This is a genomic window from Coprobacter secundus subsp. similis (genome assembly GCF_015097275.1).
GTDB lineage: Bacteria > Bacteroidota > Bacteroidia > Bacteroidales > Coprobacteraceae > Coprobacter > Coprobacter secundus.
This window is the reverse complement of record NZ_AP023322.1, coordinates 2,504,727-2,529,214: the sequence shown is the minus strand read 5'-3', so window position 1 is coordinate 2,529,214 and position 24,488 is coordinate 2,504,727. Positions and strand designations below refer to the sequence as shown.

Genomic DNA, 24,488 nt, shown 5'->3' with positions numbered 1-24,488 from the left:
CGGATGTCCTTTGTCTGCCGCAAAAACAGTATTTTTGCGAAAACGAAAAGCGAAGATGGGTTTCAGACGGAAATATAAGTTCAGTATAATAGACTACCTGTATTATGCGGGTCGCATACGACGCATCCACAACAGGTGGTTTATGCCGTTGGATGCTATCTTCTTGTGGGTTTTCGCTGTTGTCCCTTCGCTTCTTATAATAAGATTCCTATATTGGGTAATACCGTTGTGGCTGCCGTCAGCTTTGTCTGTCGGCTTGGTCTGGGCAGCAGTAGAGGTGTATTCAAAGATTGAAAAGAAGTACTTTACCAAAGCGCGGGAGCGTGCCTATTACCGCCTTTATCCTGAAAGAAAGGATAAAAACTATTTCTGGCTTCAGTTACTATTGCCGCTTGGTCTGTTTCTGATTAATTTGGGCATAGCCTATTGGCTTTTTTTTGTGTATCAATGAGCGGGAAGAATGGTAATAGTTTATGGTTCTGATATTTTAAAATTTAGACAATGAGCAAAATTCTAACGATAATTGCGATAATGTTATTATGCGGTTGCAGTTCCATGAAACACTACAGCGTGTTTCAATGTGACAATGGCGACGATTATGTCAGCGAGGGATTGTACCGTATCGTGGACAAGCGAGGGCGTATCGGGTACGCGGACGAAAGCGGCAGAACGGTCATCAAGCCCCGCTTCGCCTTCGGCTTCCCATTCGAGAACGGCAAGGCAAAAGTAACCGACAAGGGAGAGATGAAAGAAGTGCCGGGTTCGGACGGAGAATATCACTATTGGGAAAGCGACGAATGGTATTATATCGACAAGGCTGGAAATAGAATGGAATAGATAGTTCAAATACCATATTTTCGCTTGTTTTACGGTTATAAAACCAGGAAACAGCCCCCGTTAAGGTCACGGAGGTTGTTTGCGGGGTGTTTGTGTTCATTTAGTTCTGTTCCGGCAGGAGCTTGCAAAGCACCGGGTCGTTCTTGATACGTTCCAGTTCCTCGGCGACGATGCGGCCGGCCTCTGCCTTGATACGTTCGTAGTTTTCCTGCACGACCTGTTTCATGTGATCCGTCCCGTTCTCGTCCGTGAAGTCGGTAATTTGTGGTATCTTCTTGTACCGGGCTGTTTCCGCTTTCACTTTTTCGTTGTCCACGACAATCTCACAATGGAAAATCTTCTGTTCGATTCGCTCGTCGAAGTTGTCCGCCACGGCCCCGACGAACATTCCCTGCGTGAGTGTCGAGATCTTCGAGGCCGGGATCAGGCTGTCCAGCTGCGTGGATATGGATGTCGATTTGTCGCTGCGGCTCAACGTCATGCTCTGCCGCTTCTGCAATACTTTACCGAACCGCTCCGAGAGTGTCTTGGCCGTTTCGCCAACGACCTGCCCGGAGAAGATGTTGCCCACCGTGTTCATCACGACGGCGGCCTCCTTGTCCCCGTAATCCCTCTTCAACTGTGAAAAATCCTGGAAGCACAGCAGCACGGCGACCTTGTTGCTTCTGGCCGTGGCGATCAGGTTGTCGAGTCCCTTGAAGTAGATTGTCGGCAGCTCGTCGATGATGATGCCCGATTTGAGCTGCCCTTTCTTATTTATGAGCTTGACAATCCGGGAATTATACAATCCCAAAGCCGCTCCGTAAATGTTTTGCCTGTCGGGGTTGTTCCCCACGCAGAGTATCTTGGGATCGTCCGGGTTGTTGATGTCGAGCGTAAAGTCATCGCCCGACATGACCCAATATAGCTGGGGCGAAATCATGCGGGAAAGCGGAATTTTGGCCGATGCTATCTGGCCCTGGAGCTGGTCTTGAGCGCCTCCGAGCCAGGCATCCATAAAGGGGCTGAGGTAGTTTTCGAGTTCCGGGTAGGATGTCAGAATCGGGAAAATATCCTCGTACCGCTTGTTCAGGAACTCGATGGCGTGCGGGAAGGTACAATACCGCCCGTTGTCGTAGATGCGCAGGAACCAGATCACGGCCGCGAAAAGGATAATGGGGCTTTCCACAAAAAAATCGCCCTGCTTCTGCACCCAGCTTCGGTTCAGGTTGAGCATGATGGTATAGGCGCTCTCGTAGGCGTCCGAAATATCGGTCATGAAGTCCGGGTGAATGGGGTTACAGCGGTGCGAGTGGCGCGGGTCGTCGAAATTTATGACGTAGAAAGTCGGGATTTTCTTGTAACCTTTCTGGTGATTCAGCAGGTGGTTGTAGGCGATTTCCGAAAGATCGGGAAACTTGTAGTCATAGATGTATTGGGTATAGCCCTTTTCGATTTGCTGTTTAATAAACTGGTTTACAATACAATAACTCTTCCCGCTGCCCGGGCTTCCCATGCAGATGCAAGCCCTTTGCGGGTTTACGACATTGGCGAACCCGTTGTTCCACTGTTTGTTATAGTAAAATTTCGTCGGCAGATTTATGGAGTACTCGTTCTCGATCAGGCGTGTTTCCTGCTGGAATGATTCGTTCTCGTTGTTGAAAGGGTCATCCATGAGATTGTTTTTCAGCAGGCGGGACATCCACACGCCGCCCATCAAGAGGCAGATATACCCGGCCGATAGGGTCAGTATGTAGAAAGCCGCGTTCGCCGTTGCCGTCAGCGGCAAGTCCAGCAGCCACCAGTTGAAGAAGAACAGCACGCCTCCCGTGGCCAGCGATGCCGTGATTTTCCGCCAGGTAATTTTCTCCTCTTTTACTCCTTTTGTCCCGAGGCATGAAAGGGCGAGGAACACGACGGCGAAAAGTTTCGTCCATAGTATATTCCGGAACAGCCCCGCGGTGCGGTCGAAGTTCAGCAGAATCCTATCGACCACGCCGATATTGATTCCCCATTCCCGTATCTGCCCGTAGCAGAACCAGTAGATGTTGATAACCACGAACAAGATACTCAATGCCCGCATGAAATCCATTGTTTTTGCAAGACCCCGAAGGTCGTCTTCCTGTTGCATAACCGTAAGATTTAATAAATGAATGATAATTGAGATGTTATACTTTCCTCCGTCGTGAGGTATTCCGCTTCCGTTGCCCGTTCCGTCCGGCAGGCGCTTGTTTCGGGGACAAGTCCCTCGTGTTTTCCCCGGGATTCCGTTTTCCGCCGAAGCGCAGCTCGAAGGCGTTGGCCGAGTATGCCTTTCCCAGCCGTGATCCGTTCACGACCGTCCGTGTTTCGTGGTCAATGAAGGTCACACCCACGATGCGGCCGTTTTCGTTGCGTCGTATGTAGAGATCCACCCGGGCTCCCCGCAGGCGTTCGCGCAGTTCTTCCTCCGTGGGTTCTCCCCGAAGCGCTTTATCGACCCGGCCACGGATTTGCCTCCTCGTGTCGTCCTTTCCGAACCGTTCGGCGCTGCGCGCCATGTGCCGTTCCAGCCCGTCATACCCGACCTCTTTACCGAACAGTGAGGATTTGAGCGGCGCGGCCACTGCCTTGTCCCCGTTCTCGTCCAGCAGCGTGTAGAGCAATCCCCGGTAGGGGGTTCCGTTCCGCTCTCCCCGGACTTCCTCTATACCTATATTATATAAGGACAGCAATGCCCGGAACTCGCCGAGGGTCTGGAAGCGGTATGTCGCCACGGCCGGTTTTATTACCGCTGCCACCTGGCGTTTCAGGTCGCCCCGCGTGTAATCGGCGGGGACGATCCCTTGCCCTTTCTCCCGCCTTCTCCCTTTGGCGGGATGCAGTCCGTACTCCCGTTCCAGTTCCTCGGTAACGGCCACGCTGCGTTCGTTGCGCCTGCTGTCGTTTATCTTGCGCCCGTCCTGGGCCACCTGCACCGACACGATATGGATATGTTCCCGTCCGATGTCGGTATGCTTGAATACGATATAAGGTTGTCCTCCCCAGCCCATGCGCTCCATGTAGGCCCCGGCTATCTCCGCGAGTTGCCCGTCGTCGAGGCGGTCTTCGGGAGCCGGGTTGAGCGATACGTGCACGACGGGTTTTTCCGTCCGGTAGTGCGAGGGCATCCAGCGCAGGAGGTCTTCTGCCGTCGCGGCCACGTTGAAGCGCCCATCCGCCGGCTCCCTCACGATGTGGGTCAGCAGTACCTTCCCGTCGCCCCGATCGACTTTCTCCTGGTTGTACGCCAGCGCGCCGTACACGTCTTTTCCGGTGGTGATATTGGCTACCATCGCTGTCTGAACTCTTCGGAGAGCGACACGACCTGCTGCCCGACGGCCGCCAGTTCACGTGTCGCTCTCTCCAGTTTATAGAGCAGCGCGAGTGTTTTCTTCTCGGAAAAATGCGCGTGCAGCTCCTTCACCACCTGGTTGTAATTCGTTCCCACGGCACGGAATTGGGCGTGGAAAGCGGTCAGCTTCGCCACGTATTCGAGCGTTCCCCGGTCGGTCTTTACCACCCGGAACGCCTCGTTGAACACTCTCGCTTTGATAAAAGCGGCTTTGGACAATAGCCCGGACTGCTCGTAAAGGTCGAGGAAACGGGCATGTTCCACGGCTGAAAAGTTTACCGAAAAGCGGTAAACGGCCGGGTCGTTTTTCGCGGGTCGTCCCCCTTTGCCCCCTCGGGGCTTTCTGTTCTTTTCCATCGCATCGAAATTTTAAGGAGAGGCCAGGGCCCCACCGGTTCCTGAAAATTCCGATCCCTTCGCGGCTTGCCGCCCTTCTGAAAAGCACCGACTCCGGAGGTGCTTTCTCCCCCTTGCGGGCAAGCTGTTTTCTGCTGCAAAACGAGAATCGTGCAGCAGAAAACACAGCTTGCTATTTGCCCTTTGCAAATACTTTCTGCCCGCTCGCGGACAGAACATTGAAAGAGCCGCCGTAAAACGGGGCAAGGACGGCTTCATTAGCGTCGGGATCGTTCACGAGGCAAAGATACCGACCTATTCAATTGCTTGTACTACAAGCGATTACGCCACTTGCGTCCACTTTGACGCCACACGCGGCCATAGCGGAAAAAGAGCATACAACCCGTGTTTTTAAGGGTTTACTTTGCACGTGAGAACGGATACGGGCAATGACACATCCCCCTGTCCGCACACGTGCGGACGGATGCAGAAAACATCGTGTGCAGAGGAAAAAGCGGGTCTTTGTCCGGATAAGCAAATGCGGTTGCGCATGAGTATAAAATCGGACACGCGCCCATGCACCGGCATACCGGCGTAACAGCCTGCCAGCGCACCAGCATATATGCGTGCCGGCATACCTGCATAAAATCTCATGCCGTCACTTGCCCGGATACGTGAAGAGATGAACGATTACCCGATTGTATAACTAAAAACGCATGGAACAATGAAAGAGAAAACGAAATTCGTGGCCTTCTCCACCCAGAAAGGCGGAGCGGGCAAAACCACCCTCACGGTGCTGGCAGCCTCTTACCTGCACTATGTAAAGGGTTTCAATGTCGCGGTCATCGACTGCGATTATCCCCAACACTCCATCGTGGAGATGCGGGAACGTGACCTGAAGCTTGCCCTCGAAGACGAACATTACAAGAGGTTAGCTTACGAACAATTCACCCGGCTTCAAAAGAAAGCCTATCCTGTCGTGGAAAGCAACACGAAAGAGGCGTTGGCCGATGCCGACTACCTCCTGCCGCAAGGTGATTTCGATTATGTGTTCTTCGACCTTCCCGGTACGATCAATAACGAGGATCTGATTCATTCCCTGGCCGGAATGGATTATCTCGTCGCCCCGATCAGTGCCGACCGGGTTGTCATGGAAAGCACCCTGAATTACGCGGTTGTGGTAAAGGAGCATATCATGGGCCGCGAGAAGTCCCGGATGAAAGGGCTGTATATGCTATGGAACATGGTGGACGGACGTGAAAAGACAGAATTATATCAGGTTTACGAGGCGGTAATGAAAGAGTTGGATCTTCCTGTTCTGAAGACCTTCCTGCCTGACACCAAGCGTTTTCGTCGTGAGCAGAACGCCAGCCGTCGCTCTGTCTTCCGCTCCACGCTCTTCCCGGCAGACCGTTCTTTGATCCGGGGCAGCAACCTGGATAAACTCGTGGATGAATTGATCGAACTGTTAAAGTAGGATCTCATGAGCGGAAAAGAATATGACGACGGTTTGGATGCTTCCTTCATCATCAGCCAGGCCAAAAGCCGAAACCGGCCATTACATCCTTACACGCCGGAAAAAGAGGAGGAGGCATCGGCTCTATCGGAACCGTCCGGCGAGGCCGCCTCCTCGCCGGCTACGAAAGAGGAGGGACGCCGCCGAAGAGGGAAAGGCCAGGATTACGAGCGTCTTTTTATCCGGAACGCCCCCTCCAATACCCGAAGCGGCAAAACGGTGTATATCCGCAAGGAGTTTCACGAGCGTATAACCCGGATAGTGCAGGTTATCGGTAAGAACGAACTCTCGCTGTATAGCTACCTGGACAATGTGCTGGAGCAGCATTTCGCGACCTATCAGGAGGAAATTTCGGAACTCTACAAGAAACGGAACTCCGATATTTTTTAGTTATGAACCCAATATTTTTACAATCCATTAAAAACAATCCATCATGTCAGACAAAGCAATTATTTTATCTGTTATCCTGGCGGCCGTCCTTTGCGTCGCCGTGCCCTTCATCTTCCGCGTGTGCCGCTACCGGCGCAGGATGAAAACCCTTATCGTCCCCGACGGCCCTTCGGGGGAGGTCGCCGTGGGGACTGTCCCCACCCCCGAGACCGAGTATCTGGCCCGTTACATCTGCCTGCTGCGGCTGCCTTTCGCCGGTAACAAGCACGTGAAGATACGTCCGTCGTATCACGAGCGTATCCGCGAGATCACCCGTGTCATCGGTCGTGGCGACGTGACGATCACGGCCTACGTGGACAAGGTTCTCAAGGCGCACCTGGACGATAACCGGGAAACCATCGAGCGGCTTTTCGAGGAGCGTGAGGCCGTGGCCTCCCGGCAACCCAAAGCGGAGGAGCGATGAACGGGGCGTTGTGGCTGCTGCCCCTCTTTGCCGTGGGGTATGCCTTGTGGGCGTTTTTCCGCCTGCGGCGGATGGAACGTAACGAACCGGCAGACGGGATCGTTGCCGAAGGCACTCCCTGCCGGCAGGAGATCATCGGCAGGAGCCGCTTTGTCCTCGACCCGCGCCACTCCCGGCCACAAGCTGCCGTAGAATCTGAAACTGAAAAAGTTACGGAAAAAGCCGATATATTTGTGCCCACGAATGTACCCGAACACCCCCGGCAGATTCCGCCGGAAGACTTGGATGAAGTGTTCGGTGTCGCTCCCGAGGGGGAGCCTAACGAACCTCTGGAAATCGACTTTCCGCTGTACGATGAATCTTTCCCGGATGCGGACGCGGAGGAGCCGGATTATGACGAGGATGAAGACGACACCGAAGAGCTGCCCCTTTTGGGCCGCTCGCTTGCCCAGGGGGTTAGTTTTGAACAGATGGGCGAAGCCTACCGCCACGTGGTACACGATCCACCTTCAACAGACGAGCAAAGGGAGGAAACGGGACGTGTCCTCCTGGGCCTGAAACAGACCGACATGTTCGAGGTCATCGTTTCGGGCCGCCCCGACGGGAACGACAGAGTAAAATCCCTGATCGACACCTACCTCTCGGCCTTTCACCGGCGTATGTCCGAGAGGTCTGCGGAAAGCCCATCTCCGCAGGGTTCGGTTCCCACGGGTTTCGACGTCCGTGAGTTTGTTTAACCCCATAATGACATCACGATGAAAGAAAAAGACTACGGGTAGCGCGTGAGGCTATCCTCGAACCACTGAAAAAAAACGAATCAAGAAGTTTAACCCGGTGCGGGGCCTATCCATCCCCGCGCCACAATTCAAACATTATCGAGTTATGAGAAAGAACAAGATTCTTCTTCCGGCGGCATTTCTCTTTGCCGCCATCTCCTCCGCTTTCGCGCAGGGCAACGGCATCGCCGGCATTACGGAGGCTACCAACATGGTAACCAGTTACTTCGACCCCGGCACGAAACTCGTGTACGCTGTGGGGGCTGTGGTCGGCCTTATCGGGGGCATCAAGGTCTATAACAAGTTTTCGAGCGGCGACCCCGACACGTCGAAGACCGCCGCGAGCTGGTTCGGCGCGTGTATTTTCCTGATTGTCGCCGCGACGATCCTACGCTCTTTCTTCTTGTAGTCCAACCTGTCATGCAAATAATTATGGAATATGGAATCAACAAGGGAATCGGCAAGAGCGTGGAGTTCCGGGGTCTGAAGGCGCAGTACCTCTTCATCTTCGCGGGCGGCCTGCTGGCCGTCTTCGTGGTGTTCGTCATCCTCTACATGGCAGGGGTCGATCAGTGGGTATGTATCGCTTTCGGCGTTGCGGCGGCTTCGGTGCTGGTCTGGCTTACCTTCCGCCTGAACGCCCGTTACGGGGAACACGGGCTGATGAAGCTGCTCGCCGCGCGCCGGCATCCCCGCTACCTGCTCAACCGCAAGTCCCTGCGCCGGTTGCTGAAAAGAAAGGGGGGCCGCGTATGAGAAACATCTTGAAAGCCACCACGCTGGAAAGCAAGTTCCCGCTCCTGGCCGTGGAAGGCGGTTGTATCATCAGCAAGGACGCGGACATAACGGTCGTCTATCGGGTCGAACTCCCGGAGCTGTTCACCGTCACGTCCGCCGAGTACGAGGCGATCCACGCCGCCTGGTGCAAGGCCCTGAAGGTCTTGCCCGAATACAGCGTGGTACACAAGCAGGACTGGTTCATCCGCGAGCGTTACCGTCCGGCCACGGGCGAGGGGGACATGAGTTTCCTCTCCCGCAGTTACGAGCGGCATTTCAACGAGCGTCCGTTCCTGACCCACGCCTGCTTCCTCTACCTGACGAAAACGACGAGGGAGCGTATGCACATGCGTTCAGACTTCTCGACCCTCTGCCGGGGCAACATCATTCCCAAAGAGGTAAACCGGGAATCGGCGACAAAATTCCTGGAGGCGGCGGAACAGTTCGAGCGTATTCTGAACGATTCGGGTTTCCTGACCCTTGTCCGCCTCACGGGGGACGAGATCACGGGTACGGCGGATTGTCCGGGCCTGCTGGAGCGGTACTTTTCCCTCTCGCTCTCGGAGACGACTTCTCTTCAGGACATCGAGCTGGGGGCCGAGGTTCTGCGCGTGGGTAACAAACGGGTGTGCCTGCACACGCTCTCGGACACGGAAGACCTGCCGGGGCGCGTGGGTACGGACACCCGTTACGAGCGTCTTTCCACCGACCGTTCGGACTGCCTGCTCTCGTTCGCGGCCCCCGTGGGGCTTCTGCTTTCCTGCGACCACCTTTACAACCAGTACGTGTTCCTGGAAGACAGCGACGAAAACCTGCGTATGTTCGAGAAACGTGCGCGTAACATGCAGTCCCTTTCCCGCTACTCCCGCGGGAACCAGATAAACAAGGAGTGGATCGACCAGTATCTCAACGAGGCGCACTCGTTCGGTCTTCAATCCGTCCGGGCCCATTTCAACGTGCTGGCCTGGTCGGACGACGTGCAGGAGCTCCGGCATATCCGCAATGATGTGGGCAGCCAGCTCGCTCTGATGGAGTGCCGCCCGCGCCACAACACCGTGGACGCCGCCACGCTCTACTGGGCGGGTATGCCGGGCAACGCGGGGGATTTCCCCGCCGAGGAATCGTTCTACACGTTCATCGAGCCCGCGGTCTGTTTCTTTACGGAGGAAACCAACTATAAATCCTCGTCCAGCCCTTTCGGCATCAAGCTGTGCGACCGCGTAAGCGGCAGGCCCCTGCACCTGGACATCTCGGACGAACCGATGAAAAAAGGGATCATTACCAATAGGAATAAATTCGTGTTAGGCGGCTCGGGGTCAGGCAAGTCATTCTTTATGAATCATTTAGTCCGCCAATACTGGGAGCAGGGCACGCATGTCGTGCTGGTGGATACCGGTAACAGCTACCAGGGTCTTTGCGAGCTGATCCGGCGTAAGACCAAAGGTGAGGACGGCGTGTATTTTACCTATACCGAGGAACATCCCATCAGTTTCAACCCGTTCTACACCGACGACTACTATTTCGACGTGGAGAAGAAGGACAGCATCAAGACGCTGCTGCTGACACTCTGGAAAACCGAGGACGACAAGATCACGAAGACCGAGAGCGGCGAGCTGGGCAGTGCCGTGAACGCCTATATCGAGCGTATCCGCGCCGACCGGAATATCGTGCCGTGTTTTGACAGTTTCTACGAGTACCTGCGGGACGACTACCGCCGCGAGCTGGAGGAGCGGGAGATCCGGGTCAGCCGCGAGGATTTCAACATCGACAACATGCTCATCACCCTGCGGCAATATTACAAGGGCGGACGCTACGACTTCCTTCTGAACTCCCGGGCCAACATCGACCTGCTCTCGAAGCGCTTCGTGGTCTTCGAGGTGGATTCCATCAAGGAAAACAAGGAGCTTTTTCCCGTGGTCACCATCATCATCATGGAGGCTTTCATAAACAAGATGAGACGGCTCAAGGGGGTACGCAAACAGCTCATCGTCGAGGAGGCCTGGAAGGCGCTCTCTACGGCCAATATGGCTGAATATCTGCGTTATATGTATAAAACCGTCCGCAAATACTACGGTGAGGCCATCGTTGTGACGCAGGAGGTCGAGGACATCATTTCCAGCCCGGTGGTCAAGGAGGCGATCATCAACAACTCGGACTGCAAGATCCTGCTCGACCAGCGCAAGTTCATGAACCGTTTCGATGCGATTCAGTCCTTGTTGGGGCTGACCGACAAGGAGAAGGCGCAGATTCTCTCGATCAACCAGTCCAACGACCCTTCCCGTAAATACAAGGAGGTCTGGATCGGTCTGGGCGGCGTTCAGTCGGCGGTCTATGCCACGGAGGTCAGCGTCCCGGAGTACCTGGCCTACACGACCGAGGAAACGGAGAAAGTGGAGGTACAGCGGCTTGCCGGCGAGCTGGGCGGTGATATGGAACTGGCGATCAGGCAGCTCGCCGAGGGCAAACGTTAAAGGGAGGGCAGGCCATGTATCGCAAGTGTATCGGATCAGACCCCACGGCGGCGCGTTTGGACTTCGCGCTGTACGAGGTGGCGGGCGAGTGGGAAAGCCGTTCGGGTTCTCCCCGGGTTCGCATCTACCGCAACCCGGGACGCCGGGGCGGCGGTTTTTACGTGGAGGTGTCCTACAAGGACGGGACACGCTTCTCCCGTCCCGTGAGGAAGTATTGGGGAGGTATCCGTTACTTCGACCTCTACGGGTATGTCGCCCTGGCCTACGATGCGGGGCGCGAGGTGCTCCAGCTCTCCGCCTACGGGGATTATTACCGGGCGTCGGAATGACCGCCCAAGTATTCACGAATTAAATAATGAAAAGGATGAAACGATTGATTTTAACGCTGTTCGTGGGGCTTCTTTGCTTCACGTACCAGGCAAAAGCGCAGTGGACGGTCATCGACCCGTCGAACCTCGTTCAGAACATCAAGAGCGCGGTTCAAAGCTCGACCACGGCGACCAACATGGTCAAGTCGCTGCAAGAGAGTATCAAGATTTATAACCAGAGCAAGGCTTACTACGACGCCCTCAAATCGGTGCATAACATCATCAAGGATGCCCGGAAGGTGAAGCTGACGCTCGAAATGGTCAGCGAGATCACGGAAATCTACACCTCGGGATTCAACCGTATGGTTTCAGACCCGAACTTCACGGTGGACGAGCTGGCGGCGATCTCGGCGGGTTACGCCCGGTTGCTGGAGGAGGGCGGCGCGCTGGTGGCGGAACTCAAGACGGTCATAACCGGCGGCAACGGCCTCTCGCTCTCGGACAAGGAGCGGATGGACGTGGTGGATCAGGTTTACACGAAGATGCTGGAGTACCGCAACCTCACGCGCTATTACACGCGCAAGACCATCTCCGTGTCCTTCATCCGCAGCCGCGAAAAGGGCGACACGCACCGGGTGCTGGCACTTTACGGGAACCCGAACGACAGATATTGGTAACCTGAAAACGGAGGCAGTCATGGATTTCGACAATTTACACCAGGTTCTCCGGAACCTGTATCAGGAGATGATGCCGCTATGCGGCGACATGATCGGGGTGGCGAAAGGTATCGCCGGCCTGGGTGCGCTCTTTTACGTGGCTTACCGGGTATGGAAGGCACTGGCCAGCGCGGAGCCTATCGACGTGTTCCCGCTCCTGCGGCCTTTCGCCATCGGCTTGTGCGTGATGTTCTTTCCCACCGTGGTTCTGGGGACGATCAACGCCGTGATGTCGCCCGTGGTGCAGGGCACGCACGCCATACTGGAGGGGCAGACATTGGATTTGCAGGCATACCAGCAACAGAAGGACGATTTGGAAGCCGAGGCCCGCAAGCGCGAGGGCAAGGCTTGGTTAGTGGACGACGAGGTGTATGAACAACGGCTTGCGGATATGGGTATCACGGATTTGGGCGAGATTATCAGCATGTGGGCCGAACGCACGTGGTACGACATCAAGGCCGGTTTCCGGCAGCTTGTCCGGGACTTTTTCGAGTTGTTGTTCAACGCCGCGGGGCTTACCATCGACACGCTGCGGACATTCTTTTTAGTCGTGCTGTCGATTCTGGGGCCCTTGTCGTTCGCCCTCTCCATTTACGACGGCTTCCACTCGACGCTCGCGAGTTGGATTTCCCGCTATATCAGCGTGTACCTTTGGCTTCCCATCGCCGACCTGTTCTCCGCGGTGCTGGCCAAGATCCAGACGTTGATGCTCCAGGCGGATGTCCTGGCCCTGCAAGACCCCAACTACATTCCCGACAGCGGCAGCGGCGTCTATATTATCTTTTTGATTATAGGTATCATAGGCTATTTCACGATCCCCACCGTTGCCGAGTGGGTGATCCAGTCGGGCGGAGCCGGCGGGGCTATGGGCGGTATCAACAAGGCCGGGGCATTCGCCACGGGTGTCGCGGGCGGTATCGCCGGCAACATGATCGGCCGCACGTTCGGGCGTCGCGGCGGTGGCGGTTCCTCCTCCGGTAACGGCGGCGGTGGCCCGGCTTCGGGCAGTGCCCCCAACGGGCGCAACCTGGCAACACAAGGTAAAAGTAATCATTCATAACAATTTGGACAATGGAATTCAAGTCATTAAAAAACATCGAAACAAGTTTCAGGCAGATTCGGCTTTTCGGTATCGTGTTCCTCTGCCTGTGCGCGCTGGTATCCGTGTTCAGCGTGGTCGCGAGCTTCCGTTTCGCCGAAAAGCAGCGCGAGAAGATCTACGTCCTGGACGGGGGCAAGTCGCTGATGCTGGCGCTCTCGCAGGATTTGAGCCAGAACCGCCCCGTGGAGGCGCGCGAACATATCCGGCGTTTTCACGAGTTGTTCTTCACCCTCTCGCCCGACCGTGCGGCCATCGAGAGCAACATCAACCGCGCGCTGTTCCTGGTCGATAAGAGCGCCTTCGCCTATTACCAGGACATGCAGGAGAAAGGTTACTACAACCGTGTGGTGTCGGGGAACATCAGCCAGCGTATCGAGGTGGACTCCGTGGTGTGCGACTTCAACGCCTATCCCTACCGGGCCATGACCTATGCCCGGCAAATGATTGTCCGCGAGAGCAACATCACCGAGCGTTCGCTGGTCACGCGCTGCGAGCTGATCAACTCGGGGCGTTCGGACAATAACCCGCAGGGGTTCATCATGGAGAAATTCGAGATTCTGGAGAACCGCGATTTGCGTACATTAAAAAGATAAGGCTATGGCAAAGAAGAGAATAAAGGCTTTCGGGGAGTGGGTCGAAGACCACCTGCGCCGCGCTTGCGGGGCGCTCTCGCCCGATAAGCGGATTATCGTGATCCTCACGCTGCTCTTGTTCTTTTCCGTCTTGTCGCTCTACTTTACCGTGTCTTCCATCTACCGCTTCGGCAAGGGAGCCGGGGAACGGATGCAGATACGGCATATCGAGCGGCTGGAGCTGGAATTAAGACAACGGCAGGAGGCCGACAGTGTAAAACATCTAAAAGATTTCAATTATGACGACGAACGAAAAACAGAATAAACAGCCGGAGGCGGGGAAAAAGGAACTCACGCCCCGGCAGATACAGATGCGGAAGAAGATGGTGGTCTTCCCGCTCTTTTTCCTGGCCTTTGCCGGGTGCATGTGGCTGATCTTCTCCCCCGGCGAAAAAGAACGGGAGGAGCCTTCGGCGGGTTTCAACACGGAGCTGCCGACCCCGGAATCGGAGGGTATCCTCTCGGACAAGCGTGATGCCTACGTGCAGGAGGAGATGCGGCGCAGGGAGCGGGAAAAGATGCGCTCCTTGCAGGATTTCGCGTTCGGGATGGAGGACGAGGAGGAAGAGCCCGTCATGCCCGCTGCCGTGCCGGATAAGTCTTCCGGCCCTGCCGGCGGTTCGTCGGGAGCTTTCCGGACTTCCCGTGCCGCCTATGCCGACATCAACCGTCAGTTAGGCAGTTTCTACGAGGAGACCGCCGGTGAAACGGGGGAAGAGCGCGAGATGCAGGCCCGCATCGAGGAACTGGAACGCCGCCTGGAAGAACAGCAGGCGCAGAAAACGGCCCAGGAGGAGCAGGTGGCGCTGCTGGAGAAGTCCTACGAGATCGCCGCCCGCTACATGAACGGCGGTCAGGCCCCTGAAGCCCCGCGTCAGAAAGCCTCCGTTTCCGGCAAGGCTTCCGTGCAGCCCGTGCGCCAGGTGCGCCGTAACATCGTGTCGCTGCTCGCCGCCCCGCTGCCCGATTCGGTCTTCGCCCGTGAGTTCGTCAAGCCCCGGAACTGGGGTTTCAACACGGTGGGGAGCGACCTTCGCGAGCCCGAGCGCAACAGTATCCGTGCCGCCGTGCAGCAAACCGTGACGCTCACCGATGGCGGGGAGGTTACTTTCCGGCTGCTGGAACCGATGATGGCGGGAGATCTGCTCATCCCCTCGGGTACGCCCGTAACGGGGGCGGCGAGGATCAACGGCGAACGGCTGACGGTCAAGGTCAGCGCTGTCCAGCACGGCGGGGCGGTCGTTCCGGTCGATCTGTCGGTCTATGACACGAACGGCAACGAGGGTATTCCCGTGCCGGGATCGGAAGAACTCAACGCCGTGAAGGAGATCGCCGCCAATATGGGCGCGGGCATGGGCAGCAGTATCACGATCACGGACGATGCCGGTTCGCAACTGCTCTCCGACCTGGGGCGCAGCGCCATCCAGGGCGTGTCGCAATACGTGAGCAAGAAGATGCGCTCGGTCAAGGTCACGCTCAAGGCCGGTTACAGCGTCCTGCTGCTCCCGCCCCTTCAATAAGGGTACAAACGACGTACTTCCGTACACCACTGAAAAAATCCATTTTTATCAACAATCAAAAATTTATCGAGTATGAAAAAGATTCTTCTGGCACTCGCTTTTATCGGGTGCATGTTCGCTGCCCACGCGCAGGAAAAGCCCTCCACGGGCGATTTGTACGACGGTCTTACCCGTCCGCTGACCTTCAACCGGGTTATCCCGCCCTACGCGCTGGAGGTGACGTTCAGCAAGACCGTGCATGTGATTTTCCCCTCGGCCATCCGTTACGTCGATCTGGGGTCTTCGGATCTTCTGGCGGCGAAAGCCGACGGCACGGAAAACGTGCTGCGTGTAAAGGCGGCCCTGCGTGATTTCTCGCGCGAGAGCAACCTTTCGGTTATTACCGAGGACGGGGCCTATTACAGCTTCAATGTCAAGTATGCCGACGAGCCGGTGAAACTGTCGGTCGAGATGGCGGACTTCCTGCATGACGGGGAGGCGGTAAACCGCCCCAATAACGCGTTGGACATCTATTTGCAGGAGTTGGGATGCGAATCTCCGCTGCTGGTCAAACTGATCATGCAGTCCATTTACAAGAATGACCGCCGCGAGATCAAGCATATCGGTTGCAAGCGTTTCGGGGTACAATACCTCCTCAAAGGTATCTACGTGCATAACGACCTGCTTTATTTCCACCTCCAACTGAAAAACTCCTCCAACGTGCCTTTCAACGTGGACTACCTGACGTTCAAGGTTACGGACAAGAAGGTGGCCAAACGCACGGCCATCCAGGAGCAGGTCGTATGGCCCGTGCGTGCGTACAACAACGTGCAGGTCATCGGCGGCAAGTGTACCGAGCGCATGGTCTTCACGCTCCCGAAGTTCACGCTGGCCGACGACAAGCAGCTGGTCGTGGAACTGCACGAGCAGCAGGGCGGGCGACACCAGACTTTCACGGTGGAGAATGCCGACCTGGTGCGCGCACGTGTTATCAACGAGTTAAAGGTAAAGTGATATGAAACGGGCGATATTCATTCTTACGCTGGGGTTATGCCTCCTCCTTTCGGACGGGGCGCACGCCCAGCGTGCCCTGCCCGCCATGCGCGGGCTGGAAATACGGGCAGGCATGGCCGACGGCTTCTATACCCGGGACAGCCGCAGCGAAACGGGCTACTGGTTCGGGCTGGCCATGAGCCGCTACGCGAAGAATGCCGACAAGTGGGTGTTCGGCGCGGAGTTCCTGAACCGTTATTACCCCTACAAGTCGGAACGTATCCCGGTGGCGCAGTTCACGGCCGAGGGAGGTTACTATTACAAGTTCCTCGCCGACCCGTCCAGGACTTTTTTCTTCTACCTCGGCGGCTCGGCGCTGGCCGGTTACGAGAGCGTGAACCGGGGCGAAAGGCGGCTCTATGACGGCTCTACGCTCCGCCACCGCGACCGTTTCCTCTATGGCGGGGCCGTCACGCTGGAGGTCGATGCGTACCTGACCGACAGGATTATCCTCTCGCTGACGGGGCGTGAGCGTATCCTATGGGGCACTACAACGGGACATTTCCACGCGCAGTTCGGCCTGGGTATAAAATTCATTCTCTGATGGCGGGTATAAGTGAGGCATACAACTGTGATTGTATGGAGTTCATGAGGACATTGCCCGACCGTTTCTTCGATTTGGCGATTGTCGATCCTCCTTATGGTATCGGTGAGGACGGCTGCCGGAATGCTACCCGAAACCATGAAGGAAAGGCTACGCCTTATCGTCCATACACGGGCAATGACAGCGAGGCTCCTCCTCGGGAGTATTTCATCGAGTTGAAAAGGGTGAGCAATAATCAGATAGTATGGGGTGCGAACCACTTTATCAGCCGTTTACCCGTCCCGTCGGACACCTCCTGCTGGATCGTGTGGGACAAACGTAACGGGAACTCTCCCTTTGCTGACTGCGAGCTGGCCTGGACGTCCTTCAAGACCGCCGTGCGTATGTTCTCTTACCGCTGGAACGGGATGTGGCAGGAGAATATGAAAAACAAGGAGAAGCGCATCCACCCCAACCAGAAGCCGGTTGCCTTGTACGAGTGGCTGCTTCAGAAATATGCGAAGCCGGGATATAAGATTTTCGATTCGCATCTGGGTAGCGGCAGCAGTCGGGTGGCGGCTTACAGATCGGGATTCGATTTTTGGGGGTGTGAGCTGGATACGTATTATTTCACGCTCCAGCAACAACGATTTATCGACGAATGTATAACGACCTATTAAAAAAACAAGAGTATGAGAAATATAATTTCAAAAACGGGCATTTGCGGCATGGTCGCTGTCTTATTGAGTTTTATGGCCTGTGAAAACGAGTTGCAGGTACAACAGTCCTATGGGTTCTCTTTGGAAACGATGCCCGTTCAGAAGCGAATCTCCGTTGGTGAAACCGCTGAAATCCGCTGCACGCTCGTGCGGGAGGGGAGATATGACGGCGCGCGTTACACGATCCGCTATTTCCAGCCCGACGGGCGCGGTGAGTTGAGGACGGACGACGGTACGGTGTTCCTGCCCAACGACCGCTATCCGCTCGACCGTGAGGTGTTCCGCCTCTATTATACATCGCGTAGCGATGACCAGCAGACCATCGACGTCTATGTCGAGGACAACACGGGTCAGGTCGTGAAGACCTCCTTCACGTTCCAGAGCGAGAACGGGACGGAGGAAACGGAACGATAACGGAATATGTCTAACCAAGAGAAGCGCCCGTCACCCGGGCGCTTTCCATAAATACTGAAAACCATGACAGAGCAAGAGAGAATAGATATAGCCTATCTCGATACGGGGGTGTACGAGAACCCGTGGCGTGAGAACCTTTTCGAGACGCTGCCCGAGGATCGGAAAACGGCGGAGGTCTGCCGTTTCGCCATCAAGAAATCGGCTTTCAACATCGAGTTCGTTCCCGAAGCGATGAAAACGCCGGAACTTTGTCTTGCCGCGGCCGGCCACCGGGGCGAAACACTGAAATTCGTCCCTGACCGTCTGAAGACACCGAAAATGTGCCGTGCCGCCGTCGATAGCAACAGCTACGCGCTGTATTACGTTCCGGAGGGGTTGAAGACCCCCGAACTGTGCATGGCGGCCGTGAAGCGCAACGGCCTGGTGCTGGAGGCCGTTCCCGGGGAATTGAGGACGCCGCAAATATGCCGTGCGGCGTTGAAAGCGGTGGACAGTGCCGATTACAAGATACTCCCTTACATTCCGTATCCCGATATATGCCTGGAAGGGCTGAAAAAATTCGGGATGTCGTTCGTGGACAAGTTCGAGATTTTCGCCTCCATTGCCCCGGAGGTCATGACCGGGGAACTGGCCCTTCACGGCGTGGGGATGGACGCGTCCTGCCTTTCGCTCGTGCCGGTGGAACTGCGCACGGAGGCAGTCTGCCTGCGTGCCGTCAGCGGGGACGGCATCCTGCTCCATGAAGTGCCGGAGGAGTTACGCACTGAACGGGTCTGCGAGGCCGCCGTGTCCTCGAACTACCTGGCGCTGGAGTACGTTCCGAAGCATCTGAAAACCGACCGTCTGTGCGGGATGGCGCTGGAGCGCGATCCCCTGGCCATCCGCTTTTTCAACCCCGAACAGCTCACGCCGGAGGTCTGCAACCGGGCGTTGGCCCGTACCGACGACCTGCGTGTCCTCCGCTATATCCCCTTCGAGGAGATACACCTGAAAGTGTTGGGGTTCTATTGCACGAATTACGATAAGACCTTCGATTTTTTGCAGCACATGAACCCGGCACACGTCACGCCGAGGGTGGCCCGGGAAATTTTCGCCCTGGAGCCGGAGCTGTTCTATAATCTTCCCGACCACGCCAAGAACGAGGAGATGTGCCGCCGTGCCGTCGGGCACGACGGGAGCTACCTGCAATATGTCCCCGAGAAGTGGAAAACGCCGGAGTTGTGCATGGAGGCCATACGGCGCAGTCCCTATGCCATCGCCCACCTGCCCGAGAGCATGAAAAGCCCGGATCTATACATGAGCCTGGTGCGGGAGAACCCGCAAAACCTGAAAGGCGTCCCCCGCGAAGCCCGGACGCCGGAGATGAGCCGGGAGGCTTTCGAGCGTACCTACGGGAAGGACAAAACCGATTTCTCTGTTATCAGCGCGTTGAGCGACCCCGCCCTGGTCTTGCAGGTGTTCCGCGAGCAGGACGACCCGCAGCAGATACACCGGTTGATGAGTGTCCTGCACCTGAACCGCCGGCTTGTAACGGAGGAGGTGGCGTTGGAGGCCGTTCGCAAGGATGCGGGGGTGTTGTACGACATTCCCCAGACGGCCATCACGCCGCTCGTGGCCGATACGGCCGTGCGGGGCGACCCGAGGATGATCCAGTGGGTTCCGAGGGAGCTTCGCACGGCGGATCTGTGCCTCTATGCCGAGGCCGCCCATCCCGAGTTGCGGGTTTACGTTCCCGACGAGATAGCGAAGGGACGTAATATCTACTCGTTCCACCGTCAGGTGGACGCGAAATTGCGGCAGCCGCTCGAATACGGGCAGTACAAGACCCTCTACTCGGGCGGCGCGGTGCGTGTGAACAACGTGTGGACGTCGGTTGCGGGTGAGATTGACTGCTGCGAGGTGCGTTACGACCGTAAGACGGAGAAACTCAAACTGCGGATCGTCGAACCGCCCAGGGAGAAGAAGGCGCAGCCGAAGGTCGCGCCCCGCAAACCTGCCCGGGGGCCGAAATTGTAGGACGGCGGGTAGTTCTTTGACAGGAAGGTTGTTAAAAATCGCACGTGTTGTCGCCGATACCCGGATGAAATCGTTATATTTGCAATCGAATCCTCCGGCGGCGTGCCGCCGGGCGATTTACATACGGAAGGAACACATTATGGTGGGGCATTGAAAACAGCCAAATTTTAATCCGCTCGCAAAATAATGGGTAGTTCTCTTCTTCATCGTCGTGTCTATATGCGTCAAGCGTATGCGATAGCGGCGTGGGGAGAAATTATCTATCGAGTGGATGGGTGCTTGGCTGTACCTCAATGCCGGTATTTAACGTATTCTCACGCCTTTTTCGTATGGTATTTGTCTGAACCTAAAGAAAAGCGATATGGAAACGAAATCGACAAATGAGGTAAAGGGTGATTACGACCGGGTATCGGCGAGTGAATGCCTGGGGTCGCTAATCGAGTTGCACGGGATTGTCATGGAAGACGATCTGTTCGTCATTCCCGATGCGGATGGCACGGCAGTATTATACAATGACGGGAAGATACGTTTTGACGAGATCGCCGACATCGAGGTCGGCTCGGTGTTCGTGGGCATCCTGCTCCGCAACGGCTATCTGTTCTACCTTTCCCGTACCGAACCGCTCAAGACGTGCATATACACGCATGGCGGGTGGGGTTCAATCTCTGAAATTTCTCCCCGTGGCATTGCCGGACATATCGGGCGTGAACTGCACGGGAAGCTGGGCGACCATACGGCGGTCGATTGACGGGAAACAAAAAAATCGGACGGTTGTTATCGTCCGATTTTTTTCGCGTCGTATTTTCACGGCCGTTGCCTGCCGTGTTCCCGTTTCCGCCTTTGCAGGGCGAGCAGTTGCCGCAACATGTAGGCATGGTTTTCCCCCACGGTATGCCCCGAGGGCATCAGGTAGGGACTTGCGAGGCACTCCCGGCATTGGCGTACCGCCTCTTTTAAGTCGGTAACGGTTATTTCCGCTCCCGTGATGTCTTTAATCTTTGTTTCCATTCTTGTCCTGTTTTTGGGGTTCGTACCAACTGTCCCGGTAATTTTCTCCCACGAGCGAGAAAATTCCGCTCATGCCGCTTTCAGCGGCGAAATTTTTGGCTTCCCATATACCGGAAAACTCTCCCAGCAGCCGGTAGCCGATGAATAATTTGTACTTGCGCATGATTTTATCGTTTTTCCAGGTTGATAATCGGTGTGTTCTTTTGCAGCCATTCCTTCACGCTGTCCATGTTGTATTCGGATGTGATAACCGCCGTTCGGTCGTCGATTTCGGTGAAGCGCGTAGTTTCATACCCGTCGATCCACTGCTTCAGCGTGGCAACGCCCCACACCTGCGGGTCGTCGAACATGGTGTCGAGCCGCCCGATACCCTCGCCGAAGGTTACGAGCAGCGTTTCATAGGAGATTTCCTTGTTTACTTCATTCGTTTTCATATTCTCGCTTTTTACGGGCGGCTTTTGCCGCCCCGAAATTTTTTAATCAGACAAGTTCCACTCTAACCCTGCTCATGTTCGCCCAGAACACGCCGTTGCAGTAGTAGGCGTAGCCGTTATGCCAGTTGCTCCTGCGGCGTATCACGTCCTGCTCGGGTGGTCGTATCTCGATACTCGTGGTGTAGATGTTGTGTCCCACGGTAATGACGAGGTTGCACCTTCGCCATATCTCGGAATGGGTTCTGAACCCGTTTTTCCCCTCGACGAGCGCAATGGCTGTCTTGACTGCTTCCCGAACTTCCCAATCCCATTCCCCGAAGGGTTTGAGCGGGCGTGCCATGTAGCTTTTATAGATGATTTTCATTGTTTTGTTTTTTTTGTAGGGCGGCTTTCGCCGCCCCGATTTTTATGCTGTCATTCGTTTCCGTATAAGGGACATGTTCCCCTTCATCAGTTTCAGTATTTGCCCGTGGTATGGGGTATTCTTGTTACACACGCCACGGCTCTGCACGACCTCCATGCGTTTTAGGGACACCTCTATCGTTTCGATACGTTTGCCGTCGATTGTGGCCGAGAGTATGAGCGAGTCGGCTTTCAGATAGTATTCGTTGGTAAACACGCAGTGGTGCATGGCCTCGCCCTCCTGCCGTATGGCTTCAACGCTGTCCAATACCTTGATGCAGATTTCCCCGTCGGAAAACTCCACTCCGAAAAACCGCCCTTTGGCTTTGACAAACGAGGCTTCCTGTTCCAACGCCTTGCGCCGTTCCTCCTGCCGCCGTTCCATTTGCATGTGCCGCCGTTTTTTTGCCATGTAGAGGTCATGCGCTGCGGGCAGGTCTGCGGGACACACGAAATGGGCGTTATGCAGGTCTTTCCCGAAAAATCGCAGCAGGTCGATGTAGTCGCACCATTCCGTCGGTTTCCCGATAGCGTACCCGTTACGGATGGCGATACGGATGGCCGGCCAATAGTCTGCGATATTGCGGGAGGAACGGGCGAAAAATCGCACGAGTGCCGTTTGTCCCGCTTTAAGCAGCGTTTCGGCCTTGTTCTCCGAGAGCAGCAGGTGGATAAGGTCGAAAGGGGTTACATCGGGGAGTTGTTTGCCGTAACCGCTTCGGCGCAGTTCGGGGATAAGCCGTTGCCGGGGATAGATGCGTGTGGGCGTGATGTTGTATTTCCCGTCGTTCTCCGCCCGCAGTTCCAATGCGCTCGACCAACTCCACCCGTGAACGAAGAAGCCCATCGGGCGCAGCCGTGCGAAGGTTGCGGAGCGTCCGTCGGGGGCAATCCACCGCTGTACGGCTTCGATATGGGTGTAAACGGGTGTCTGTCCCACTTTCGCCCAACACTCGATATAGACGAAGCGCAGGACTTGAAAACCCTTGCAGCGGGTTACGATGCACAAATACTCGTAATCGTTGAACTTGCGGCGCAGGGTGGTTTCCACTTTCAGCGTGGTGTGGCAGTGCGGACACTCGCACCCTAACAGATTGTCCGTGAGTTCTCCGTTTTCGCTCTGCCACGTGTGGCCGCACTCGGTGCAGGTGATAAGTCCTTTCGGCGTGCGGCGTCCGATATGCTCGATGCAGTTCTTGTACCCCCATTCGATTTGTGCGGGGGTAAGCGGCGGCAGGTGTTTGCTTGCCGCCACAACGCTCTGTTGGAATTTTGTTCTCGGTTTCATAACTAAAATAGGCTGGGCATTAGTTTGTTATCTTCGATTTTCTTGGGTTTGGACTTGGCTTTCGCCAACTTGGCGTAGGCTTCGCTCTCGGCCTTCCGTATGGCGTTCCGCCGTGCCTCGGCTTTTTCCTCCTCGGTCAGTTCAACGGTGTGATTGACCACTACCTTGCAACTGACGGGTTTGCCGATGTCGATGTCCTCCTCGTCGTAATAGTGGAGTGCCATAGAGTATATTTCCTCGTCGGCAAACCCGTTGCAACCGCTCTGCCGTACTTGGTTGATGATGAAAGTACAGCAATCGTCAATGTTCTTTTTCGGGTTGGCGTATCGGGGTGCGAAAAGTTCGTCCTCCCGTGCCCGTGCGTCGAGATAGTTCTGTATCGTCAGTTTGAAATAATCTGTTCCTTGTGCCATGATTTTTTGGTATTGTGGGGCGGCGAGCCGCCCCGTGTTCAACATTTATTCGTCCTTTCCGAGAAGCCGCCGCACCTCGTCCTCTTTGGTCTTTTGGAAAATCCATCCCGCTTTCTTCTGCCCGTCATGCGTCAGCCGTGCGTTGAAGCGTCCCCCGAGTGCGTGAAGGGCGTCCTTGACGGGCTTGGTGTCCCCGAATACGGCTATCGCCTTCTCGGAATAGTCCACGATGATAAACCCGCCTTGCACGCTCGTTTCAGTGCGTTCCGCCCGTTTTTCGTCTTTCGGCTCGGGCAGACATATATTCTCCTCGTTTCCTGCGATATATGCCAGCCTGTCGATGTACCCTTCACGGGTGTAGTGGGCCAGTTTGCAGACACTCCACCCGTATTTCGGACTTTTGCCGAGCGTGAAAACGGGATAGCGGTGTTCGTTCTTTGGGTCGTATTCGGAGAGGTGCGCCGTTTGCGGGAAATTGGCCGCCGCCTTTCTCAACTCCCCGAAGCCGTTGCGGGAGGTGGCCGAAAAGCCGAGAATGACGGTACGCACGCTTCGGGTGGTCGAACACTCGTAAGAGGGGTCAGTGTATTCCGTTTCGTTGAGTTCGGCGATGATTACGCCCTGCACCCCTTCGGGCATGATGCGGCGTAACCTCTGCGCCCCTATTTCCGCTATGCGGTCATGCTCGGCTTTCTCTTTGGCGGCGGCGATGGCCCGCGCCGTGGCTTGCTCTTCCGCCTGCCCCACGAGCAAAGCCACCTCGAAAGCGTCCATGAACTCGGGGTTCACGTCGTCGTAGTACCTGCCGATACCGAATTCTTGGGAAAGGGGACGTAAAATGTCCGTTTGGCTGATTTCCTTTGTTTCGGTATCGACCATGTGGTACACGTAGCCACGGGCGGTGTATTCCACCTTGTAAACGACGTAACGCTTTCTGCTCGCACCCGCACCGATACCGATGATAACCTGGTTTTCCTTGACTACCTGCACCCGTGTGTTCGTGGTAGTCGCTCCGAATAATGAAATGTACTTTGTCATACCTG

32 protein-coding genes are annotated in these 24,488 nt (G+C 55.8%); 22 read left to right on the top strand and 10 right to left on the bottom strand.

Annotated features, from left to right (window positions below; all coding sequences use genetic code 11):
* Nucleotides 1–34: 34 nt before the first annotated feature.
* Both Cop2CBH44_RS10140 and Cop2CBH44_RS10135 read left to right on the top strand, forming a co-directional pair.
* Nucleotides 35–451: a hypothetical protein gene (locus Cop2CBH44_RS10140; protein WP_246469109.1), complete on the top strand. Its 417-nt coding sequence runs from the start codon at nucleotides 35–37 to the stop codon at nucleotides 449–451.
* 50 nt (nucleotides 452–501) lie between these two features.
* Entirely contained in the window at nucleotides 502–837 is a 336-nt protein-coding gene (locus Cop2CBH44_RS10135; protein ID WP_200754747.1) for a WG repeat-containing protein, read from the top strand.
* Nucleotides 838–937: 100 nt separating this feature from the next.
* Here the strand turns inward: Cop2CBH44_RS10135 and mobC are convergent, their stop codons facing one another.
* Genes mobC through mobA form a run of 3 tightly spaced genes read right to left on the bottom strand, consistent with a single transcriptional unit; the run spans nucleotide 938 to nucleotide 4,546 of the window.
* Nucleotides 938–2,947 (bottom strand): conjugal transfer protein MobC, encoded by a 2,010-nt coding sequence (gene mobC, locus Cop2CBH44_RS10130; protein WP_200754746.1) that lies wholly within the window; start codon nucleotides 2,945–2,947, stop codon nucleotides 938–940.
* Between the two features lie 37 nt (nucleotides 2,948–2,984).
* On the bottom strand, nucleotides 2,985–4,130 hold the full coding sequence (gene mobB, locus Cop2CBH44_RS10125) for a conjugal transfer protein MobB (RefSeq protein WP_200754745.1): 1,146 nt from the start codon (nucleotides 4,128–4,130) through the stop codon (nucleotides 2,985–2,987).
* Nucleotides 4,124–4,546, bottom strand: coding sequence for a conjugal transfer protein MobA (gene mobA, locus Cop2CBH44_RS10120; protein ID WP_018697070.1), 423 nt, complete (start codon nucleotides 4,544–4,546; stop codon nucleotides 4,124–4,126). The genes mobB and mobA overlap by 7 nt, the downstream gene beginning before the upstream one ends.
* A gap of 703 nt (nucleotides 4,547–5,249) precedes the next feature.
* Here mobA and Cop2CBH44_RS10115 point away from each other — a divergent pair.
* From Cop2CBH44_RS10115 to Cop2CBH44_RS10020, 20 genes are all read left to right on the top strand, one after another.
* On the top strand, nucleotides 5,250–6,002 hold the full coding sequence (locus tag Cop2CBH44_RS10115; RefSeq protein WP_007559008.1) for a ParA family protein: 753 nt from the start codon (nucleotides 5,250–5,252) through the stop codon (nucleotides 6,000–6,002).
* Nucleotides 6,003–6,008: 6 nt separating this feature from the next.
* Nucleotides 6,009–6,431, top strand: a complete 423-nt coding sequence (locus tag Cop2CBH44_RS10110) for a DUF3408 domain-containing protein (protein ID WP_200754744.1) — start codon at nucleotides 6,009–6,011, stop codon at nucleotides 6,429–6,431.
* Between the two features lie 43 nt (nucleotides 6,432–6,474).
* The gene (locus Cop2CBH44_RS10105) at nucleotides 6,475–6,894 is read left to right on the top strand and encodes a DUF3408 domain-containing protein (RefSeq protein WP_118576827.1); all 420 of its coding nucleotides are present in this window, start codon (nucleotides 6,475–6,477) and stop codon (nucleotides 6,892–6,894) included.
* Nucleotides 6,891–7,631 (top strand): hypothetical protein, encoded by a 741-nt coding sequence (locus Cop2CBH44_RS10100; protein ID WP_200754743.1) that lies wholly within the window; start codon nucleotides 6,891–6,893, stop codon nucleotides 7,629–7,631. Before Cop2CBH44_RS10105 ends, Cop2CBH44_RS10100 begins: the two co-directional genes overlap by 4 nt.
* A gap of 145 nt (nucleotides 7,632–7,776) precedes the next feature.
* Complete coding sequence (locus Cop2CBH44_RS10095; RefSeq protein ID WP_004319158.1) at nucleotides 7,777–8,079, top strand: DUF4134 domain-containing protein; 303 nt, start codon at nucleotides 7,777–7,779, stop codon at nucleotides 8,077–8,079.
* Nucleotides 8,080–8,099: 20 nt separating this feature from the next.
* Complete coding sequence (locus Cop2CBH44_RS10090; protein ID WP_032558190.1) at nucleotides 8,100–8,426, top strand: DUF4133 domain-containing protein; 327 nt, start codon at nucleotides 8,100–8,102, stop codon at nucleotides 8,424–8,426.
* Nucleotides 8,423–10,918: a TraG family conjugative transposon ATPase gene (locus Cop2CBH44_RS10085; RefSeq protein ID WP_070753133.1), complete on the top strand. Its 2,496-nt coding sequence runs from the start codon at nucleotides 8,423–8,425 to the stop codon at nucleotides 10,916–10,918. Before Cop2CBH44_RS10090 ends, Cop2CBH44_RS10085 begins: the two co-directional genes overlap by 4 nt.
* A 14-nt stretch (nucleotides 10,919–10,932) precedes the next feature.
* On the top strand, nucleotides 10,933–11,247 hold the full coding sequence (locus Cop2CBH44_RS10080) for a DUF3876 domain-containing protein (protein ID WP_004303798.1): 315 nt from the start codon (nucleotides 10,933–10,935) through the stop codon (nucleotides 11,245–11,247).
* A 35-nt stretch (nucleotides 11,248–11,282) separates the two neighbouring features.
* A complete protein-coding gene (locus Cop2CBH44_RS10075; protein ID WP_200754742.1) occupies nucleotides 11,283–11,903 on the top strand; it encodes a DUF4141 domain-containing protein in 621 nt (206 codons plus the stop codon).
* A gap of 19 nt (nucleotides 11,904–11,922) precedes the next feature.
* Nucleotides 11,923–13,002, top strand: a complete 1,080-nt coding sequence (traJ, locus tag Cop2CBH44_RS10070) for a conjugative transposon protein TraJ (protein WP_200754741.1) — start codon at nucleotides 11,923–11,925, stop codon at nucleotides 13,000–13,002.
* 11 nt (nucleotides 13,003–13,013) lie between these two features.
* On the top strand, nucleotides 13,014–13,637 hold the full coding sequence (traK, locus tag Cop2CBH44_RS10065) for a conjugative transposon protein TraK (RefSeq protein WP_004295450.1): 624 nt from the start codon (nucleotides 13,014–13,016) through the stop codon (nucleotides 13,635–13,637).
* 4 nt (nucleotides 13,638–13,641) lie between these two features.
* Complete coding sequence (locus tag Cop2CBH44_RS10060; protein WP_004295449.1) at nucleotides 13,642–13,941, top strand: TraL conjugative transposon family protein; 300 nt, start codon at nucleotides 13,642–13,644, stop codon at nucleotides 13,939–13,941.
* Entirely contained in the window at nucleotides 13,916–15,196 is a 1,281-nt protein-coding gene (traM, locus tag Cop2CBH44_RS10055) for a conjugative transposon protein TraM (protein ID WP_007559021.1), read from the top strand. Before Cop2CBH44_RS10060 ends, traM begins: the two co-directional genes overlap by 26 nt.
* 72 nt (nucleotides 15,197–15,268) lie before the next feature.
* The gene (gene traN / locus Cop2CBH44_RS10050) at nucleotides 15,269–16,189 is read left to right on the top strand and encodes a conjugative transposon protein TraN (RefSeq protein WP_200754740.1); all 921 of its coding nucleotides are present in this window, start codon (nucleotides 15,269–15,271) and stop codon (nucleotides 16,187–16,189) included.
* A 1-nt stretch (nucleotide 16,190) separates the two neighbouring features.
* Complete coding sequence (locus Cop2CBH44_RS10045; RefSeq protein WP_200754739.1) at nucleotides 16,191–16,772, top strand: conjugal transfer protein TraO; 582 nt, start codon at nucleotides 16,191–16,193, stop codon at nucleotides 16,770–16,772.
* A gap of 35 nt (nucleotides 16,773–16,807) precedes the next feature.
* Nucleotides 16,808–17,431, top strand: a complete 624-nt coding sequence (locus Cop2CBH44_RS10040) for a DNA methyltransferase (protein WP_246469108.1) — start codon at nucleotides 16,808–16,810, stop codon at nucleotides 17,429–17,431.
* A gap of 48 nt (nucleotides 17,432–17,479) precedes the next feature.
* Nucleotides 17,480–17,884 (top strand): DUF3872 domain-containing protein, encoded by a 405-nt coding sequence (locus tag Cop2CBH44_RS10035; protein WP_200755951.1) that lies wholly within the window; start codon nucleotides 17,480–17,482, stop codon nucleotides 17,882–17,884.
* Between the two features lie 63 nt (nucleotides 17,885–17,947).
* Nucleotides 17,948–19,900: a DUF4116 domain-containing protein gene (locus tag Cop2CBH44_RS10030; RefSeq protein WP_200754737.1), complete on the top strand. Its 1,953-nt coding sequence runs from the start codon at nucleotides 17,948–17,950 to the stop codon at nucleotides 19,898–19,900.
* Nucleotides 19,901–20,086: 186 nt separating this feature from the next.
* The gene (locus tag Cop2CBH44_RS10025) at nucleotides 20,087–20,284 is read left to right on the top strand and encodes a hypothetical protein (RefSeq protein WP_004303784.1); all 198 of its coding nucleotides are present in this window, start codon (nucleotides 20,087–20,089) and stop codon (nucleotides 20,282–20,284) included.
* Nucleotides 20,262–20,648, top strand: a complete 387-nt coding sequence (locus Cop2CBH44_RS10020; RefSeq protein WP_004295441.1) for a hypothetical protein — start codon at nucleotides 20,262–20,264, stop codon at nucleotides 20,646–20,648. Before Cop2CBH44_RS10025 ends, Cop2CBH44_RS10020 begins: the two co-directional genes overlap by 23 nt.
* A 56-nt stretch (nucleotides 20,649–20,704) precedes the next feature.
* Here Cop2CBH44_RS10020 and Cop2CBH44_RS10015 read toward each other — a convergent pair whose 3' ends face one another.
* Genes Cop2CBH44_RS10015 through Cop2CBH44_RS09985 form a run of 7 tightly spaced genes read right to left on the bottom strand, consistent with a single transcriptional unit; the run spans nucleotide 20,705 to nucleotide 24,483 of the window.
* Complete coding sequence (locus tag Cop2CBH44_RS10015) at nucleotides 20,705–20,908, bottom strand: hypothetical protein (RefSeq protein ID WP_004295440.1); 204 nt, start codon at nucleotides 20,906–20,908, stop codon at nucleotides 20,705–20,707.
* Nucleotides 20,892–21,071: a hypothetical protein gene (locus Cop2CBH44_RS10010; protein WP_134770758.1), complete on the bottom strand. Its 180-nt coding sequence runs from the start codon at nucleotides 21,069–21,071 to the stop codon at nucleotides 20,892–20,894. The genes Cop2CBH44_RS10015 and Cop2CBH44_RS10010 overlap by 17 nt, the downstream gene beginning before the upstream one ends.
* 4 nt (nucleotides 21,072–21,075) lie before the next feature.
* Nucleotides 21,076–21,342 (bottom strand): DUF6956 domain-containing protein, encoded by a 267-nt coding sequence (locus Cop2CBH44_RS10005; protein ID WP_004303780.1) that lies wholly within the window; start codon nucleotides 21,340–21,342, stop codon nucleotides 21,076–21,078.
* Nucleotides 21,343–21,388: 46 nt separating this feature from the next.
* A complete protein-coding gene (locus Cop2CBH44_RS10000) occupies nucleotides 21,389–21,706 on the bottom strand; it encodes a hypothetical protein (RefSeq protein WP_200754736.1) in 318 nt (105 codons plus the stop codon).
* A gap of 42 nt (nucleotides 21,707–21,748) precedes the next feature.
* On the bottom strand, nucleotides 21,749–23,032 hold the full coding sequence (locus Cop2CBH44_RS09995) for a PcfJ domain-containing protein (protein ID WP_040311991.1): 1,284 nt from the start codon (nucleotides 23,030–23,032) through the stop codon (nucleotides 21,749–21,751).
* 2 nt (nucleotides 23,033–23,034) lie between these two features.
* On the bottom strand, nucleotides 23,035–23,445 hold the full coding sequence (locus tag Cop2CBH44_RS09990) for a PcfK-like family protein (protein ID WP_009132163.1): 411 nt from the start codon (nucleotides 23,443–23,445) through the stop codon (nucleotides 23,035–23,037).
* A gap of 45 nt (nucleotides 23,446–23,490) precedes the next feature.
* Entirely contained in the window at nucleotides 23,491–24,483 is a 993-nt protein-coding gene (locus tag Cop2CBH44_RS09985; RefSeq protein ID WP_200754735.1) for a hypothetical protein, read from the bottom strand.
* Between the last annotated feature and the right edge of the window lie 5 nt (nucleotides 24,484–24,488).